The 17,855-nt window shown below is 57.1% G+C and carries 13 protein-coding genes; 12 read left to right on the forward strand and 1 reads right to left on the reverse strand.

The window, feature by feature from the left end; translation table 11 throughout:
• The first annotated feature begins 3 nt into the window (after positions 1–3).
• The 3 genes from ABIE63_RS15055 to ABIE63_RS15065 are packed head-to-tail and all read left to right on the forward strand — an operon-like array spanning position 4 to position 5,825.
• Positions 4–2,445, forward strand: a complete 2,442-nt coding sequence (locus ABIE63_RS15055; RefSeq protein WP_354505509.1) for an FAD-dependent oxidoreductase — start codon at positions 4–6, stop codon at positions 2,443–2,445.
• 12 nt (positions 2,446–2,457) lie between these two features.
• Positions 2,458–4,878, forward strand: a complete 2,421-nt coding sequence (locus tag ABIE63_RS15060; RefSeq protein WP_354505512.1) for an FAD-dependent oxidoreductase — start codon at positions 2,458–2,460, stop codon at positions 4,876–4,878.
• 11 nt (positions 4,879–4,889) lie between these two features.
• Positions 4,890–5,825, forward strand: coding sequence for a choline/ethanolamine kinase family protein (locus ABIE63_RS15065; RefSeq protein WP_354505515.1), 936 nt, complete (start codon positions 4,890–4,892; stop codon positions 5,823–5,825).
• A gap of 22 nt (positions 5,826–5,847) precedes the next feature.
• Here ABIE63_RS15065 and ABIE63_RS15070 read toward each other — a convergent pair whose 3' ends face one another.
• Positions 5,848–6,300 (reverse strand): hypothetical protein, encoded by a 453-nt coding sequence (locus ABIE63_RS15070; protein ID WP_354505518.1) that lies wholly within the window; start codon positions 6,298–6,300, stop codon positions 5,848–5,850.
• A 163-nt stretch (positions 6,301–6,463) separates the two neighbouring features.
• Between ABIE63_RS15070 and ABIE63_RS15075 the strand changes: the two genes are divergently transcribed.
• The 9 genes from ABIE63_RS15075 to ABIE63_RS15115 all read left to right on the forward strand — a co-directional run bounded on the left by ABIE63_RS15075 (position 6,464) and on the right by ABIE63_RS15115 (position 17,747).
• Positions 6,464–7,522, forward strand: a complete 1,059-nt coding sequence (locus ABIE63_RS15075; protein WP_354505521.1) for a 2-oxoglutarate and iron-dependent oxygenase domain-containing protein — start codon at positions 6,464–6,466, stop codon at positions 7,520–7,522.
• Positions 7,519–8,421: a PhzF family phenazine biosynthesis protein gene (locus ABIE63_RS15080; RefSeq protein WP_354505524.1), complete on the forward strand. Its 903-nt coding sequence runs from the start codon at positions 7,519–7,521 to the stop codon at positions 8,419–8,421. Before ABIE63_RS15075 ends, ABIE63_RS15080 begins: the two co-directional genes overlap by 4 nt.
• Positions 8,422–8,666: 245 nt before the next feature.
• Entirely contained in the window at positions 8,667–10,145 is a 1,479-nt protein-coding gene (locus tag ABIE63_RS15085; RefSeq protein WP_354505526.1) for a right-handed parallel beta-helix repeat-containing protein, read from the forward strand.
• 420 nt (positions 10,146–10,565) lie between these two features.
• Positions 10,566–12,032, forward strand: a complete 1,467-nt coding sequence (locus ABIE63_RS15090) for a right-handed parallel beta-helix repeat-containing protein (RefSeq protein WP_354505529.1) — start codon at positions 10,566–10,568, stop codon at positions 12,030–12,032.
• Positions 12,033–12,140: 108 nt separating this feature from the next.
• Positions 12,141–12,545, forward strand: coding sequence for a hypothetical protein (locus ABIE63_RS15095; RefSeq protein WP_354505532.1), 405 nt, complete (start codon positions 12,141–12,143; stop codon positions 12,543–12,545).
• A 190-nt stretch (positions 12,546–12,735) separates the two neighbouring features.
• Entirely contained in the window at positions 12,736–13,755 is a 1,020-nt protein-coding gene (locus tag ABIE63_RS15100; RefSeq protein ID WP_354505535.1) for a hypothetical protein, read from the forward strand.
• A 155-nt stretch (positions 13,756–13,910) separates the two neighbouring features.
• Positions 13,911–15,926 (forward strand): class I SAM-dependent methyltransferase, encoded by a 2,016-nt coding sequence (locus ABIE63_RS15105; protein ID WP_354505538.1) that lies wholly within the window; start codon positions 13,911–13,913, stop codon positions 15,924–15,926.
• Between the two features lie 4 nt (positions 15,927–15,930).
• Positions 15,931–16,692 (forward strand): hypothetical protein, encoded by a 762-nt coding sequence (locus tag ABIE63_RS15110; protein WP_354505541.1) that lies wholly within the window; start codon positions 15,931–15,933, stop codon positions 16,690–16,692.
• A gap of 74 nt (positions 16,693–16,766) precedes the next feature.
• Complete coding sequence (locus ABIE63_RS15115; protein ID WP_354505543.1) at positions 16,767–17,747, forward strand: hypothetical protein; 981 nt, start codon at positions 16,767–16,769, stop codon at positions 17,745–17,747.
• Positions 17,748–17,855 lie beyond the last annotated feature (108 nt).

Here is a 17,855-nt window from a genome sequence, read left to right on the forward strand (position 1 = left end):
CCCATGTCGCTTCCCTCCCATTCCCAGATCATCGTCATCGGCGGCGGGATCATCGGCTGTTCCACCGCCTATCACCTGGCCAAGGACCACAAAGCCGAGGTGCTGCTGCTGGAACAAGGCAAGTTGACCTCCGGTTCGACATGGCATGCTGCCGGGCTGGTCGGCCAGTTGCGCTCGTCTGCCAGCATTACCCAGGTGCTACGCTACTCGGTCGATCTCTACAAGAAACTGGACGCTGAGACCGGGCTGGAGACGGGTTGGAAGATGAGCGGTTGCTTGCGGCTTGCCTGCAACGAAGACCGTTGGATCGAATTCAAGCGCCTGGCAACGACGGCCCGCAGTTTCAACATGGACATGCATTTGTTGAGCCCCAGCGAGGTCAAGGCCATGTGGCCGCTGATGGATGTGAGCGATCTTGTTGGCGCCACCTTCCTGCCAACGGACGGTCAGGCCAACCCGACCGACATTACGCAGTCACTGGCAAAGGGCGCGCGGATGCACGGCGTCCGGATCGTCGAAGGCGTGCGTGTTGCCGGATTCCGGATGGACGGCGAGCGCATCACTGCTGTTGAAACCGCGCAAGGAACGATCGCCTGCGAGACTGTCGTCAACTGCGCCGGACAGTGGGCCCGGCAACTGGGCGAACTGGCTGGCATCAATGTGCCGCTGCAACCAGTCAAGCATCAGTACATCGTTACCGAGCCCATCGCGGGGTTGGCCAGCGACACCGCGACCGTGCGTGACCCGGACCGCCGCACTTACTTCAAGGAAGAAGTCGGCGGCCTCGTCATGGGTGGTTACGAACCCAACCCGCAGGCCTGGACGACCGGCGACGTGCCTGACAGCTTCGAGTTTCAGCTATTCGATGACGATTGGGACCACTTCGAACAACATCTGCATCAGGCCATCGCCCGTGTACCCGCCTTGGAAAACACCGGGGTCAAGCAGATGATCAACGGGCCGGAAAGCTTCACGCCTGATGGCAACTTCATTCTCGGGAGGGCTCCCGAATGCGAGAACATGTATGTCGGCGCCGGTTTTAATGCCTTCGGCATCGCCTCGGGCGGCGGCGCGGGTTGGGTGCTCGCGGAATGGGTGATGAGCGGGGAGGCCCCGCTCGACCTCTGGACGGTGGACATCCGGCGCTTTTCGGAACTGCACCGGGATCGTCAGTGGGTCTGCGACCGCACGCTCGAGGCATACGGCAAGCACTACACCATCGGATTCCCGCACGAGGAGTATGAAACAGGCCGCCCCCGCATCGTTTCGCCGCTCTATGAACGCCTGCAGGAACGCCGGGCGGTCTTTGGCTCGAAGCTGGGATGGGAGAGACCCAATTGGTTCGCGCCACCGGGGACCGAACCGCAGGACCTGTACAGCATGGGGCGGCAGAACTGGTTCGACGCCGTCGGCGAGGAGCATCGCGCCGTACGCGAGGCCGTCGGCCTGTTCGACCAATCGTCCTTTGCCAAGTTTGAACTGCGTGGGTCCGGCGCTGCGGCGGCGATGGATGCTATCTGCGCAAACCATGTCTCCAAGCCTGCGGGCCGGCTGACCTACACGCAGCTTCTTAACAGTCGCGGCGGCATCGAATGCGACCTGACGGTGGCGCGATTGGCCGACGATCACTTCTACATCGTGACCGGCACGGGCTTCCGCACACATGACGGCACCTGGATCCGTGACCACCTGCCCGATGGTGGCGAAGCGACTCTGACCGACGTCACCGAAGATTTCGGAACGCTTTCCCTGATGGGCCCCAAAGCACGCGATGTGTTGCAGGCTGTCACCACAGCTGACTGCACGAACGAAGCCTTCCCCTTCGGCCATGTCCAAGAGGTCGAGATTGCGGGGCATCCAGTGCGCGCGCTGCGCATCACCTACGTCGGAGAATTGGGTTGGGAATTGCATACGCCACTCTCGGCGACCGGGGACATCTTCGATGCCTTGATGACAGCAGGCGCGGCCCACGGGATTCGACCCTGTGGATATCGGGCCATCGAATCCTTGCGGCTGGAAAAGGGCTACCGCGCCTGGGGCTCTGACATCACGCCGAACGATTCTCCATTCGAGGCTGGACTTGGTTGGGCCGTTAAGCTGAAGAGAGACCTGAACTTCATCGGCCGTGCTGCCGCAGAGCGTACCGCCAACTCACCCCTCAAAAAGAAGCTGGCTTGCTTCACGGTTGAGGACTCAGGCGTCGTTTTGCTGGGGCGGGAGACGATCCTCCGCAACGGCGAATTTGCGGGATATCTGACCAGTGCCGGCTTCGGTTATAGCGTCGGCAAGTCGATCGGTTTCGGATATGTCCGCCACGCCGATGGCGTCAACGACGATTACCTGAGCAGCGGTAACTACGAACTGGTGGTGGCGACCGAACGCGTCCCGGCAACGCTACACTTGGAACCGCTCTATGACGCAGCCAACGCCCGCATCAAGATGTGAGGGACGTCCGCAATGACCTTTTCCGCTGACCGTCACGCACGCATCATCGTCATCGGCGGCGGGGCCATAGGCACCTCCGTTGCTTACCATCTGGCCAGAGCCGGCGAAAAAGATGTTCTGTTGCTTGAGAAGGCCCAGATCACCGAGGGCTGTACCTGGCACGCAGCCGGACTGGTCGGGCAACTCCGCAGCAAACGAAACCTGACGCGCCTGATGCAGAACTCGGTCGCGGTTTTCGATCGTCTCGCCGAAGAAACCGATGCGGCGATCGACTGGAAGAAGGTCGGCTCCCTACGCCTTGCCTCCTCCCCGGATCGCTGGAGTGAAATCCGCCGCTCGATGGGCCAGGCTCGCAGTTTCGACGTGGAGTGCCACGCGCTCTCCGCCGAGGAAGCCGCCAAGCTTTTCCCCTACATCACGACAGAGGGAATCGAGGGTGCTGCCTTCATTCCCGGCGATGGTTACATCGACCCCTATGCTCTGACCCAGGCTTTCGCTAAAGCCGCGCGCAAATACGGCGCAAAGATCGAAGAGCACACCAGTGTCGTTGAGATTGTCCGCCGTGGCCGCCGCATTCTGGGCGTGGTCACCGATCACGGAACCATTGGCTGCGATATTCTGGTCAACTGTGCCGGCCTTTGGGCCAAGCGCGTTGGTGAGATGGCCGGGGTAGCGCTGGCCGCAGGGGTTGTCGAGCATCAATACTTCCTTACGGAAAAAGCGCTGGACTTACCGAAGGACCTGACGACCCTGCGCGACCCGGACAAGAACTTTTATCTGAAACCCGATACCGGGTCCTTCGCCATCGGCGGTTGGGAGGACGGCACGCGCGGGTGCTGGCGCGGCAAGCCGCCACTGGATTTCGGCCGCGAGCTTTTTGAAGGCAACCTGGATCGCTTGGAGCGTTTCGCGTTACCCGCTGCAGAACGCCTGCCGGTTTTGAATGAGATCGGCATTCAGACAATCATCAACGGCCCGATCCCGGTTTCGGCCGACGGCGAGCCAATGATGGGCCTGGCACCCGGTCTGGATAATTTCTTCGTCGCCTGCGGTTTCACGGCCGGGATTGCCGCTTCGGGAGGGGCTGGTCAAGCCATGTCGAACTGGATACTCGAAGGCAACCCGGGTATGGACCTCTGGTCTTTGGACGTTCGGCGTTTCGGCCCGGTACACGCGCAGGCTCGCTACTTGGAGCAGCGCGCCGTCGAGGCCTATGCCGCCTACTATAAAATCCACTGGCCCGCAGAGGAATCGCTCGCCGGACGCGGTCTGCGCCGCTCGGCCCTCTACGAACCGCTAAAGGCGCGCGGCGCGGTCTTCGGCTCCAAGTTTGGTTGGGAGCGGCCGAATTGGTTCCGTCGCGACGGCGACCCACTGGAAGACGTGCCGAGCTTCGAAGGCAAACCAAGTTGGTTCGACGGTGTGGGGGAAGAGGTGCGCGCCATTCGAGAGCGCGTGGCCCTAATCGACCAAAGCTCCTTCTCAAAGTTCGAACTGCGAGGGCCGGGAACGTTTGCAGCCTTGCAAAGGATCGCCGCCAACGATCTCTCGGGGCCCAAGGGAAAAGCAATCTACACGCAACTCTGCAACGACCGGGGCGGGATCGAGGCCGATGTAACGCTGTTGCATTTGGACGATGATCACTTCTGGCTTGTCACCGGGTCCGGCTTTGGCGTTCGCGATAGTGACTGGATCGAACGACAAATGCCCGGCGCAGGCGTGTCGATGGTTGAGATCACAGGCGCATACGCGACCATCAATGTTTGCGGGCCGCACGCGCGCAAAGTTCTGCAAGCTGTCAGCGACGATGATCTATCCAACGAGGCTTTCCCCTTCCTCGCAATCCGCAAGATTGGATTAGCCAACGCGCAAGCCCTGGCCGTTCGTGTCGGCTATGTCGGTGAACTCGGATACGAGCTCTATATCCCACAGGAGTTTGCCGCCGCCGTTTACGAAGCCCTGTGGGAGGCCGGTGAAACTCATGGCATGTCCAATGCGGGCTACCGTGCGGTTGAAAGTTGCCGCTTAGAAAAGGGTTACCTTTACTGGTCGGGCGACATCAGCCCGGACTACAACCCCTATGAAGCTGGGTTGGGCTTTTGCGTCGCCTTGGAAAAGGGCGACTTTACTGGTCGCAAAGCGTTGGCCCACATTCATGAAAAAGGCGTCAGCCGTAAGCTCGTGTCCCTGGCAATCGATGGTTTCGCTCCACTCTTGGGTGGGGAGCCAGTCTTGCTGGATGGCAAAGTCGTCGGTTCGACGACCTCTTGCGGTTATGGTCACTGGACCGGCAAGACCATCGCTTTTGCCTACCTACCGACAGAAATCGCCGGAAAGACCGCTTTTGAGATCGAGGCCTTTGGACAGAACTGGCACGCCACGCGCGGCGCGCGTTGCCTCTACGACCCAAAGATGGAGCGACTGAAAGCTTGACGGAGGACCCCATGACTGATGACGCGCTAGATCAGGCTCGTGCCGTTCTGGACCAGCTACCGATTTTTGCCGGGATTGATCCGGCAAGCGTGAAACTGGAGCGCCTTGGCGGCCTGACCAACCTAGTCTTCAGGGTCTCGTCCGGCGAGCGCGCTTGGTGCCTGCGTATCCCCGGCAAAGGTACCGAGGAATACATCAACCGCAAGAACGAAGCGAAGGCCGCACGGGAAACGGCGAAGGCCGGTGTCAGTCCGGAGTTGCTCTTTGTCGATCCCGATAGCGGCATCATGGTCACGGCTTTCATCGAGGATACGATCACGATGACTCCAAAGGCCTTCGCACAGCGCAAGGGCGCAGCGGCACGTGCTGGAGAAGCTTTCCGTAAGCTGCACCATAGCGGCGCCAAGTTCGATTTTCGTTTCGAGCTATTCGCGATGATCGACGATTATCTAAAAATTCTTTCTGGCAAAACGGTCGATTTACCAGAAGGCTACCACCAAGTCCTGGGCGAAGCTGAAACACTGCGCGCAGCCCTTGCGGCGCACCCACTGCCGCTGGCACCCTGTCATTGCGATCCTCTTTGCGAGAATCTTCTCGATACGGGCAGCCGTATGTGGATGGTCGACTGGGAATATTCCGGCATGAATGATCCGCTATGGGATCTGGGCGACCTTTCTGTCGAAGGCGCTTTCAGCGAGGCGCAGGACCACGAAATGCTATGCGCCTATTTCGGACGGGAACCAGCGCCCGGCGAACAGGGTCGGATGGTTATTTACAAGGCTATGTGCGATTTACTGTGGACCCTGTGGGGCCTGATCCAGCACGCCAATAAAAATCCGGTGGACGACTTTTGGGCCTATTCGACGGAACGCTTCGAACGCTGCAAATCTCTTATGGGAAGCGAAGGATTTGTGGACCACGTATCCGCCGTGCGGGTCGGTCCTTAGAAGGCCTGTACAGGCAGTGCCGTCATTCGTTGGGATCTGCCTTCCTATAGCGCTGCAGCACGATTGAGCCGTAGAGCACCGCCACCTCAAGAAGCGAACGAGCCGAATACCCGGCAGCTTGGAAGGCCTCCCGTTCGGCGTCTTCAGCCCAACCGCCGCAGCGGGTGAGGCTCCGTGCATAACGCCACAGCGCCATCAATTTTGCATTATCTGCCGGGGGTAAACCTTGATCTTCGAGCCCCTCTTCATATTCACGTTGCTCGAGATCGGCCACCTCAAGCTGCAAGGCCTGAACAACCAGCGCATGTTCGTCGGGGGTTAGTTCCGAAACCAAGCCCAGCGCCGTCAAGTCCCCCACCGTGTTGGTGGTAGAGCGCTCGAAGCGGAGCTTGCCCTCAAGATCAGGAAGCCTTGAATTGGAGAGAGGCACTGAGGCCTCCGCCGAATAGAATGTGCTACGCGAATAAGACACCATTTGGGCTCCCTGCAATTTACGGCTTAGTAGGCGCACTGGAGTATTGGATGCAGTTCTTCGTAATAGGTTACGATCCGCGCTGATCCGTTCCATTCACAGATTGGAGAGCACTGCACCAAGTTTACCAAATGGGGTAAGCTCAGGTCAGCTCAGGGTGGAGAGGATGATGACGCGCGACCCGATGCTCAGTCTGCCGGTAATCGACATGACACCTCTATTTGGCGATGACGACAAAGCACGCCAGCAGGTTGCGCGTGCAATCGATACCGCTTGCCGCAAGGTGGGGTTCTTTTACGTTGTTGGCCACGCGATCCCCTCGCAATGCCTCACCGACCTGGAGGCCGAAAGCCGCGCTTTCTTTGCGCTACCCCTGACTGAAAAAATGCAGGTAGCCATGGCGCGGGGCGGTGCTGCGTGGCGCGGATACTTTCCTGTTGGCAACGAACTGACTTCAGGCAAGCCCGATAACAAGGAGGGACTGTATTTCGGCAGCGATCTGCCGAACGATCATCCGCGGGTACGGGGCGGATGGCCGCTGCATGGCGCCAACCTTTGGCCGAGCAAACCAGCCGGCCTACGCAATGCCGTAGAGACCTACATGACGGCCACCACGCGTGCGGGACAAGCGCTGTTGGAGGGCATTTCTCTTAGCCTGGGGTTGGACCGGCACTACTTCCTGAACACTTACACAGCGAACCCTACTGTCTTGTTCCGGGTATTCCATTACCCGGCAGAAATGCCCGAATCCTGGCGGGAATCCTGGGGTGCTGGCGCTCATTGCGATTATGGCCTGTTGACCTTGCTGGCACAGGATCGCTACGGCGGTCTGGAGGTCAAGACCCCCAATGGTTGGATTCAAGCACCGCCGATAGAAGGGGCGTTGGTTTGTAACATCGGCGATATGCTCGAGCGCTTGACCGGCGGCACCTACCGCTCGACCCTGCATCGGGTCATGAACCGAAGCGGTCATGATCGTTTATCTTTTCCATTGTTTCTTGATCCAGATTTCGCCGCGGAAATTGTCCCCCTTCCGCGGTTAGCGAGAGATCACATCGATGCACCGCGTTGGGACGGCGAAGATCCTCATACTTTCTCTGGCCGCTATGGCGATTACCTCTTAAGCAAGGTCGCCAAGGTGTTTCCGACGCTCGGCGCAGATCATCTCGAACACGGGACGACAGTAAGCCCTGAGCACCAAAGCAAGGATTTCCGACCGCAATGAAGCTCTATCCCTACCGCCTCCTGGACGTTTTCACTGACAAGCCCTTCGCCGGCAACCCCTTGGCCGTGGTCACCGACGCCCATGGACTGAGCGACGCGACAATGCAAAGCATCGCCGCTGAGTTCAACCTCTCGGAGACAGTGTTTGTGTTCCCGCGCCGTGATTCCGACACGACCTTCGATCTTCGCATCATGACGCCACAGATAGAACTTCCTTTCGCTGGTCACCCAACAGTAGGTACCGCCGTAACTCTTGCCTTGGCAGTGAATGAACCGGGGCAAGTGATGACTTTTACTCTGGTACCACCCATTGGTCCGATAGCTGCGCAAGCAGAACGTTTGGGTAGCGATACGGGGCGCGCGCGCTTTACGGCGCCCAAGTTGCCCGAGCGGCTCCCGGTGAAATGCGACGCCGCTTTAGCAGCAAAGCTTTTGGGCCTCCCAGTCTCCGCTATCGCAAAATGGGGGCCGTCAGCTTGGTCGGCAGGGGTGCCGTTTGTGTTTATCCCGCTCACAAGCGAGGACGCCCTGGCTTCGATCCTGATTGACCTAGGCCTATGGAAGACCTCGGTGTCCCAGAGCCCCGCCCCGCACCTCTATCCCTATCTTCTCGACCCCCGGCAACCCGAAGAAGTACAGGCCCGCATGTTTGCGCCAGCGATGGGTATTGCCGAGGACGCAGCCACCGGCGGCGCAGCGGCTGCTTTTGCGGGCGAATATGCGACCGTTCTCAGCCTCCGTGACGGTGACCACGCAGTCGTCATTCGGCAAGGCGAGGCCATGGGACGCCCCAGTCGCCTGGACCTCGACCTTCGGATCGCAAGTAATAAGCTAGCTCGTGTAACGCTCGGGGGCAGTGCCGTGGTGATCGGTGAAGGGAACCTGAAACTCAAGGATTAGTGGAGCGATTCGCTGTGCCGATTCGTATGAGAATGATGTCACGGGATCAGGTATTCTGTATCAATCAATACACTAATATTGAGATAATCTACAGTATATAAACCAGGCGTTGTTCAATTTAACCGCTCGGGCGTGTAATTCCAATATTTGCATTTAAATTCTTTGCTGGTTGAAAACATAAATCCTCAAGTTATTCTGGTTTATCTACAAATTTTGCGCAAAACAGAACCACTGAAAGGGTAGACATGAGGAAGAAAAGCTCTATCAACCAGACCTTGTTTCTAGCGGCAATCGGACTCGCAGTTACTACACCACAGGCTGCTCAAGCCCAGTTGGCGACGGACGTGCAGTGCACCGGATGCGTGCAATCCTCGGATATCGAGGACGGCACCATCAGCCCGCTTGATCTGATTCCTGGCTCGATCAATACCAACACCATCGCCAACCTGTCGATCACGGGGAACAAGATTTCCGGCGGCGCGGTGACCGGCGCCAAGATCGCCAACAGCACCATCAGCCCGGCCAAACTCATCCCCGGCTCAATCAACACCACGACGCTGGCCAACAGTTCGGTGACAGGCAACAAGATCGCCGACGGCGTCGTCACAAGCGCCAAGATCACCAACGGCACGGTCCTGTTGGAGGACCTGAACCAGGAAGTCATCGACGCTATCAACGCAGGTGGTGGCGGCGGCGGCGGAGGCGTCACCCACACCGTGGACTGCGTCGGCGCAACCGGCGACTTCACATCCATTCAAGACGCCGTCAATGCGGCGGGTTTTGATGACCGTATTCTGCTCATGTCCGATTGCGCCGAGGATGTGGTTATTGAGGACGTGGATGGCCTCGTCATTTCAGGCGACGAGTCCAATACCCAGACTCAAGGCGGCGACCACACCCTGACTGGTTCAATCTTGGTAGACTTCGGCGACGTGGAGATTGAGTATTTGACCGTTACCGGCAGCTCAGGTCCCGGAATTTGGTTCCACGGCAATTCTGATGGCAGCGTCACTGGCGTCAATTCCAATAGCAACGCCGGTTCCGGCCTGTTGGTGAACCTTGCCTCGACGGTCGGCATCGAGGACAGCATCTTTACCAACAACGGCACCGGCAGCTATGGCGCAGGTATCGAAGTTGCGAACGCCTCCAAGGTCATTGTCCAGAACTCAACCATGAACAACAACGGGAACGATGGTATCGGCGTGTTCCGCGATTCCTTTGCTTATGTGACCGGTTCAACCCTCAACAACAATGGCATCGAGTCGAACTTCGATGCCGGCTTCCAGGTCGCTCATCACAGTTCGGTGCGCAGCACAAACAACACGGCAACCGGAAATGGCTACGCTGCCATTGAAATCGGCGGTCAAAGCTTTTTCCGTTCGGACGGCGGCGACACCTTTACCGCCGCCAACGACACCTGTGATTTCAGCGGCTCCGGCGATTGCCCTGTCGCGATCGATGTTTACCGTCAGGGTTATGTCGAAGTCCGAGGCAACTCAACCGTCAATGGCGGAACACAGGATGCCGCAGCGCAGGTATTTCACCAATCGCTCTTTGAGTTCAGGGACACAGTTTCTGTCACGGGCGACGTCTCCTTAGGGCAGATCGCCTTTGTTCGTGCACGGAGCGGCGCAACCTTCGCCGGCGGTATGCTTGGTTGCAACAATACTACGCGAGAGGGACCGGGTTTCAGCATCTGCCGTGACCAGGTGAATTTCCCCTAGTCGAACTTTATAGATCTAGATCTAGCGGCCGGGCTCGGTAACGGGTCCGGCCTTTTTTCTGCCTAAGCCCTTTCCTTTCGCCCGCGGCAAGTAAGCCAGACGGAGATCAACATCTATTTCCCCGGTTTGGCCGCACTCTCCAACCACGCCAAACAGGGCCTGGAACATCAATCGAGGCATGTCGCAGACCATTTTTTTCCAACAGACAAATGGTTACGAGACAATTTACACATGAACTATGAATAACACTTTATATCTACTAGATCATTATGAATTATATCTGATTCGTTCTATTTTTATTCTTATTTTTCCTAAATATACATTCAATATATGATCATTTTTATTGAAATACGACATATTCATTATAGGATATATCTAAGAATACCGAATGTTCCAAAACTCGGGTTATTGGGGGAAGTCATGACAAAGGAAAGTACCTTTAGCCTAGGTCTCGCCATTGCCGCCCTTGGACTTACAGTGGCTGTGCCGGGAACAACTCTTGCTCAGCTCGCGACGGACGTGCAATGCGTCGGATGCGTACAATCCTCGGATATCGAGGACGGCACCATCAGCCCACTCGATCTGATTCCAGGCTCGATCAATACCAACACCATCGCCAACCTGTCGATCACGGGGAACAAGATCTCCGGCGGCGCGGTGACCGGCGCCAAGATCGCCAACAGCACCATCAGCCCGGCCAAACTCATCCCCGGCTCAATCAACACCACGACGCTGGCCAACAGTTCGGTGACAGGCAACAAGATCGCCGACGGCGTCGTCACAAGCGCCAAGATCACCAACGGCACGGTCCTGTTGGAAGACCTGAACCAGGAAGTCATTGACGCCATAAACGCCGGCGCCGGCGGCGCCACGCACACCGTTGATTGTGTGGGCGCGTCAGGCGATTTCACATCCATTCAGGACGCAGTCGACGCCTCCAGCGGCGCTGACCGTATCCTGCTCTTGTCCAACTGTAGCGAGGATGTGGTGATAGTTGGCGCAATGGGGCTGACTATTTCCGGCGACGAGGACGGCGACATGAACCTCGGCGGCGACCACACCCTGACCGGTACGATATTCGTAGATAACCGCACGGTCATCCTGGAATACTTGACGGTCCAAAACGGCACCGGCCCAGGTATCTGGTTTGATGGCGCCGTCATAGGGTTTTTGAACAACGTTGTATCGACCGGCCATAACGGCTCAGGGTTTCTTCTCAACCTAGCCTCGATTGCAGGCGTGGTTGACAGCAGCTTCACCGGCAACGGCACCGTTGACTACGGCGCTGGAGTCGAGGTCGCAAACGGCTCAAGTGCGCGCGTGATCAACAGCACCATGAGCAACAACGGCAACGACGGTATCGGCGTTTTCCGCGATTCCTTTGCTTATGTGACCGGTTCAACACTCAACAACAATGGCGTCGAGTCCAACTTCGATGCCGGCTTCCAGATCGCCCATCATAGTTCAGTCCGCAGCCAGAATAACACTGCCACCGGCAACGGTTACGCGGCCGTTGAAGTCGGTGCACAGAGCTTTTTCCGTTCCGACAGCGGCGACACTCTGACCGCTGCGGATGATGGTGGCTGCGACTTCCTGAACAACTTCGACTGTCCGGTCGGTATCGATATCTATCGGCAGGGATACGCCGAGGTTCGCGGCACCTCCACACTCAACGGCGGGGTGCAGGGGGCAGCGGCGTCGGTCTTCAATCAATCCCTGTTCGAGTTCCGTGGCGGCGCGACCGTGAACGGAGATATCGCTGCGGGCGGGCTCGCCTACGTTCGGGCGCGTTCCGACACCGTTTTCAACGGCGTAATGGATTGCAACACCGACAACACCAGCGGAACGATGTTCGGTCTGACGATCTGCCGCGATCAGGCACCGTAGGCGTTGCCTCATCGTCAGATTCAGCCGGGCCTTTCACTAGGCCCGGCTTTTTTTTACTCTTTCGGTGTCATCGGGTGCCGCTGAGCAAAACACGAGGGGCGAAATACAATGGAATGGTTGTTGCTGGTATTCTTTCTTGAACGTACAACCGCCGCGCCGCTTGAGGTTGCCTTCCCGTCGCAGGATCTTTGCCGCATGGCCGCTTGGCAGATGCGTATCGACTGGGCAACGCAATTGCAGGACAAGGGTGTGATTGAAGAGGCAAGGCCATCGGACGCCCCCATCGTCGTTACCTGCATCCGCACATCCGGGGAACCTCGCAAGAGCGACGGTTTGGGCTACGATTATTTATTGCTGGAACGCCGGCAGAGCAATGCCGCTACCGGTGCGGCGGGCGGCAATAGCGGCGGTGACGCGGCGGACGTCAATAACGAGCGCTCCCGCAAACTTCGTCAAGGGGAGCGCCCACCGCTGCCCGACAACGAATCGTTGCGCCGCTCGAGCGAAGATTAGGCCTTAAAGCGCCGAGCCCGTGCCCCCGTCGCAGATTTAATCAACTGCACCGTTGCAATTGGCTGGTCGTCGCACCTAAGTTGCCCTCACCAATGCCGCTATCTCAAAAATGCACAAAGCAGCATTATTCACTGCTGGGCTGACAAGATTCAGGAACGGCTCACATTGTCGAGAAGTGACTAGACTACCAATGCCAAAGATCTGTCTGCATATCGGCCTCGAAAAAACCGGGACAACCGCCATCCAGCATTTCCTGGCCAGCAATCGTCAGGCACTGCAATCCAAAGGATTTTACTTTCCGACATCGCCTGGACCGTACAGCCATGTCCGACTTGCGGCCTACTGCCACGACCACGATCGGAAAAAGCACTTGGCCCAGATGCTTGGGATAAACGATGCGCAGGCTATCGCGAACTTCCGCACCACCTTCGCCGCCGATTTTGACAAAGAAATCAGCAAACGGCGAGGCAAGATCATTCTCAGCAGCGAACACTGTTCATCCCGCCTTAACAGCCGGTCGGAGATACAGGCGCTTCGGGATTTCCTTGCGACATACGACGACAATCCAAAGATCATCGTATACCTTCGCCGCCAGGATGAATTGTTGGAGAGCACATACTCCACCGCCGTAAAAGCCGGACGCACAGAGCCCTTCAAGATACCGACGGCAGCAGCAGCCAAGCATCGCTATGATTATTGGCACTTACTCCAGCTTTGGTCGGCAAGCTTCGGCAAGCAAAACATTGCCGTTCGACTCTTCGAAGACGCCGTCACCAGGCACGGCAGCATCATCGAGGATTTCGCTGAGGCGGTTGGAATGACCTTTTCCCTGGCCGGCTTTACCCGACCTTCAATTCAGAACCGTCGCCTTGGTTGCGACACGGTCGAATTTCTGCGGCTACTCAATCAAGCCTTACCGAACTTCTCGGAGTTGGGTCCCAATCGGTCGAGGGCCGAAGTGGTCAGGATTCTCGAAGATCTTCCTGCTGGTGATTCCAGGCTTTTGACGGCTGCCGAACGTCTTGCATTCTTTGCGAGATACAAAGAATCCAATGCCCGGGTGGCCGCCGAATACCTTGGACGAGAAAATCCGACTCTCTTCGCTACGCCGACAGAGGAAAAGGGCAAAACGCAATACAGCGGCCCCACATTGACGGTTGAGCGGGCAGTCGAGTTGACGGCTGCGATCTGGAGCAACAAGCGGAAGTAGGCACAGCGGCGTTCCTCTTAAGCAAATTTATGCAATTAACCGGAAGCGCCGTTGCCGCTTAACCTGCTATAAATCTACAGGCTTTAAACATTCCACGGTATACACCGGGGCGGCGATAACATCGGGCTAAAAGCACTGCGGGTAAGAACGCGATAATGGCAAACTCCAACGAACTTCCAGTGACGGGCCTGGTTTCAATGGTCAAGAATGAAGCGGACATCATCGCCGATTGGTTGGCGCATGTGACCGATCTTTTCGACCATATTGTGATTGCCGACCACAACTCTACCGACGGCACATTCGAGTACTTGAAGGCGGTTGAATCAAAGATTCCCGAACGCCTCAAGATCGTCCGCTACATAGAACCAGAATACGATCAGGCGCGGTTGATGAACTTTCTGGCAGAAGGGCTGTTGGCGCGGGAGGCCGGAATCTCCTGGATTACCTCCCTTGATGCCGACGAGTTTCTGACCTTTGGTTCACGCGACGAATTCGTCCGGTTCTTGAAACGCCTGCAAGGTCGCAAGGCTTTCACGCTACTCTGGAAGAACTGCGCCCCTCTGCTCCCCAATAAAGGAAATCCTCGAACGGATTCCTGGTTCATTCCCCCTCAGTTTGCCAGCCATGGCAAGGTATTCTGGAGCCGCCAGCTGTTTCTGAAGGGCACTTTTGTGATGGGCCAGGGAAACCATTTCCTGGAGTACCCGAAAGGCAAGAGAACGCCTTCGTCCCCTAAGGCGGAAGGCCATCTTTACCATCTACCGCTGCGAACCCAAGATCAGTTCCGCCTTAAAATCTGTCAGGGTATTATCGGCTATTGGAAACAAGGTCGGCGCCGTAACAACGCCCATGGTGCGCATTGGTTCGAACTCTTTCGCAAGCTTGCGGATTCTCACCTTTCCAAGAGCGATCTGAACAGGATCGCTCTACAGTATGGTGAAACAGATTCCTCGGAAACGGCGGAGATGACGGACGAAAGCTTGCTCGCCACCGGCTATGTGGTACAGAAACTGCCGAGTACCATGAAGGGTGTGCGCTGCGAAGATGCGTTACCGACGCCCATGTGGAGCGAAATGACGGCCGAGTGCCTGCGGACAATTGCTCGGTCCGGCATCGTAGACCAGGAGAAAGCGAGAACCTTGAGCCAGGAATGGAATCTTGAACAGAGTGACGATTTAGTCGGCAATAGCTTGCGGGCCAATCATCTGCATTACACGACACTATCCTCCACAGGAAACAAGGCCGGTGTCAGTTCGGCTGACGAGATCCGCAAAGAGCTGATGCAGTGTGCGACTTGGGATATCGAAACACTGGTGCCGACATCATGGGGTGAGCACATCCCCTTCATGCTGGCAGTGGTTTCCATCCTTCGCCCGCGGGTGTTCGTCGAGCTTGGGACGCATCACGGTGCGAGCTTTTTTGCGGTGTGCCAAGCACTCAAGCGGCGGGAAATTGGCGGCCAGGCCATTGCCGTCGATACTTGGTCTGGGGATTCACAGGCCGGCTTTTACGACAATTCCGTCCTAGAACGTTTCGAGCATCTTCTGGACCAGCGGTACAAGGGCATCGGGCGTTACCTGAAGATGTACTTCGACGAGGCAGCGGAAAGGTTCGATAACGGGTCAATCGACCTTTTGCACATCGACGGACTGCACACTTACGAGGCGGTTTCGCACGATTTCAAGACCTGGAAGGATAAGGTGTCGCCCGGCGGCGTCATTCTTTTCCACGACATCAATGTATACACCAAGGACTTTGGGGTCTGGCGGCTTTGGAAGGAGTTGAAGAAACAGTATCAAACCTTCGAGTTCCTGCATTGCCATGGTCTGGGCATTCTCTTCATGCCTGGCGCAGCCGACGGTAGTCCCGCTCAACGTTTGGCGGCTTATCTCTCCAATGAAACCGAGGGAGACATCCTGCGTCACTTCTTCGCCAGTGTCGGAGAGCTATCCCTACAGCGCAAGCTGTTGTCCTTCGAGAACCAGGACTTGAAGCAGTCTTTGAAATCCGGCCGCGGTAACGCGCAGTCTGTCGGCGCCGCCACACCGATGGCCGAGCAACCCGAAGTTCTGCGCCTGCATCATGAGCTTCAACTGGTCTACAATTCTACCTCATGGCGGGTCACCGCTCCCTTGCGCTGGCTCAAACGTCGCCTGACCGGCAGCAACTGACGCGATGGCCGGCACGGCACAGAAGCCCTTTTTCGGTGACACACCGGAAATGCTATGGGGCGATCCTCAAACCCTATCCGGCGAGCAGGCGGTTTTCCTGCAGTGCGGGCGTGGATCGATTCACCATAAATGGCTTTCCAACACTGGGCGCAACTGGGACCTGATCGTAAATTATTATGATGATTCCTACCTACATTCGCCGATCGGCGATATTGCCTTCTATCAACGAGGCACAAAGTTTTCCGGTGTCTACAATGTGGCACAGGTTTTTCCGTCCCTATTGAGCTATCGGCATATTCTCTTGCTCGACGATGATCTGCTCTTCGGGGTCGAAGCCTTGAGCCAACTGTTCCGTATTGCCGAAGAAAAGGACCTACATCTCTTCCAATCTTCGCTGACCGCCGACTCCTATTGCGCCTGGCCATTGCTCCACCATCAAAAGGGGGAAAGGGACGCCCGCCCCGTCAATGCTGTCGAGATTATGATGCCTGGGTTCTCGGGCGAGGCCCTGAAGCTTTGCCTGTCGGACTTCCCGCGATCCCTCAGCGGCTGGGGGCTGGATTTTCTCTGCGGAGAACGCGTAAGTCAGCATTTCGACCAGGCGCCTCAAGTGATCGACAGCGTGCAGGCACGTCATACGAAGGTAATTAACACTGAAGACGGCGCTTACTACCGATTCATGCGATCCCTCGGAATCGACCCGGCAAAAGAGTTAAAGGCGATTTGCAAAGAGTTTGGTTTGACTCCTGACATTATGGCGCTGTAGCTAACAAAGGATAAGTTGCGCCGCGCCATCTGCTTGAGCCACCGGCGCATCACCCGAAGCAGGCTGGAACGTAGTTGACCAAACCAACCCTTTATCTGCATATCGGCGCTGGAAAATCCGGCAGTTCTTCCATACAGGCAGCCCTCGCCCGCTGCGCGGTGCCCTTGCGCGAACAGGGTTTCTTGGTTCCAGGCGATAAGCTGGAGCCAGATGCCGCGGTAAGCGGGCATCAGCTTTGGTTTTTTCAAGGCTTGCCGAAGGATGAGCCGGAATCACAGAAAAAGGTTTTACGCCGACTCCTGCGTTGTAAGAAAGCGATGGCGGAGCAAGAGTGCCACTCGTTGGTCGTCAGCGCGGAGAACCTGATCAACCGCCGCAACTTCCCCGACCTCTTTCTTGACGTGGACAAACATTTTCGCGTTGTCGTGATTGCCTACCTCCGGCGGCAGGACCAATACATCCAAGCTCACTGGCAGCAATGGGGATTCAAGAGCCACCCGGATTTCGACGACTGGATCGCCAATGGGCTGGGTGATATCGCCAATTGGGATGTTGCGCTGGCGGATTGGGAAGCTGCCGCTTTTAAAAAGCAGATAATCGTCAAAACGTTCGAGCGTCCGAAGCTCCACGGCAACGACGTCGTATTGGATTTCTTCAACATTCTGGGGCTGGACGGGAAAACTTTCGACCTTGGCAACACAGAGCAGAACCGTGGTTTTAGCGAGCTGACATTACGCATCGCCGAAAGGAACCGTGACCTGTTCGACGGGCCGCATGATAACCGTTTCTTTGCGTTTCTGGGCGAGCACCTGGGGTCGGTCGTCTATGAAAAGGAAGGCGGTTCGATTCATCTAGGCAAGGAAGATCGCCAGAGGCTGCTCGATCGCTTTCGCGCCGGGAACGAACGTTTGCGGAAAACTTACTTTCCGGATCAAGAGACTTTATTCGACGAAAGCAATTTGCCCGAGCGATTGGAAATGAGCGAGGCAGAGTGGAGCCAGCGGGAGCGCGACCTGATATGGCGTCTGCTCTTTGCAATGCGCCGCCGGAAGTGATTTCCTTGCAAGGGAGATTCCGAGCGATTCGCCCTCCTGGACCCCCCTCGGGAATTGCCGGTATGAACAACAAACGTTTGTAACAGTGCGGCCGAACGCGGCACAGTA

It is taken from the genome of Limibacillus sp. MBR-115 (assembly GCF_040549425.1).
In the GTDB taxonomy this organism is placed as follows: domain Bacteria; phylum Pseudomonadota; class Alphaproteobacteria; order Kiloniellales; family CECT-8803; genus Limibacillus; species Limibacillus halophilus.

Excerpts from the sequence above, each read along its gene's own strand:
- ABIE63_RS15080 (WP_354505524.1), top strand. The coding sequence starts at position 7,519 with ATGAAGCTCTATCCCTACCGCCTCCTGGACGTTTTCACTGACAAGCCC.
- ABIE63_RS15070 (WP_354505518.1), bottom strand. The coding sequence starts at position 6,300 with ATGGTGTCTTATTCGCGTAGCACATTCTATTCGGCGGAGGCCTCAGTG.
- ABIE63_RS15110 (WP_354505541.1), top strand. The coding sequence starts at position 15,931 with ATGGCCGGCACGGCACAGAAGCCCTTTTTCGGTGACACACCGGAAATG.
- ABIE63_RS15075 (WP_354505521.1), top strand. The coding sequence starts at position 6,464 with ATGATGACGCGCGACCCGATGCTCAGTCTGCCGGTAATCGACATGACA.
- ABIE63_RS15100 (WP_354505535.1), top strand. The coding sequence starts at position 12,736 with ATGCCAAAGATCTGTCTGCATATCGGCCTCGAAAAAACCGGGACAACC.
- ABIE63_RS15095 (WP_354505532.1), top strand. The coding sequence starts at position 12,141 with ATGGAATGGTTGTTGCTGGTATTCTTTCTTGAACGTACAACCGCCGCG.
- ABIE63_RS15055 (WP_354505509.1), top strand. The coding sequence starts at position 4 with ATGTCGCTTCCCTCCCATTCCCAGATCATCGTCATCGGCGGCGGGATC.
- ABIE63_RS15105 (WP_354505538.1), top strand. The coding sequence starts at position 13,911 with ATGGCAAACTCCAACGAACTTCCAGTGACGGGCCTGGTTTCAATGGTC.
- ABIE63_RS15065 (WP_354505515.1), top strand. The coding sequence starts at position 4,890 with ATGACTGATGACGCGCTAGATCAGGCTCGTGCCGTTCTGGACCAGCTA.
- ABIE63_RS15090 (WP_354505529.1), top strand. The coding sequence starts at position 10,566 with ATGACAAAGGAAAGTACCTTTAGCCTAGGTCTCGCCATTGCCGCCCTT.
- ABIE63_RS15060 (WP_354505512.1), top strand. The coding sequence starts at position 2,458 with ATGACCTTTTCCGCTGACCGTCACGCACGCATCATCGTCATCGGCGGC.
- ABIE63_RS15085 (WP_354505526.1), top strand. The coding sequence starts at position 8,667 with ATGAGGAAGAAAAGCTCTATCAACCAGACCTTGTTTCTAGCGGCAATC.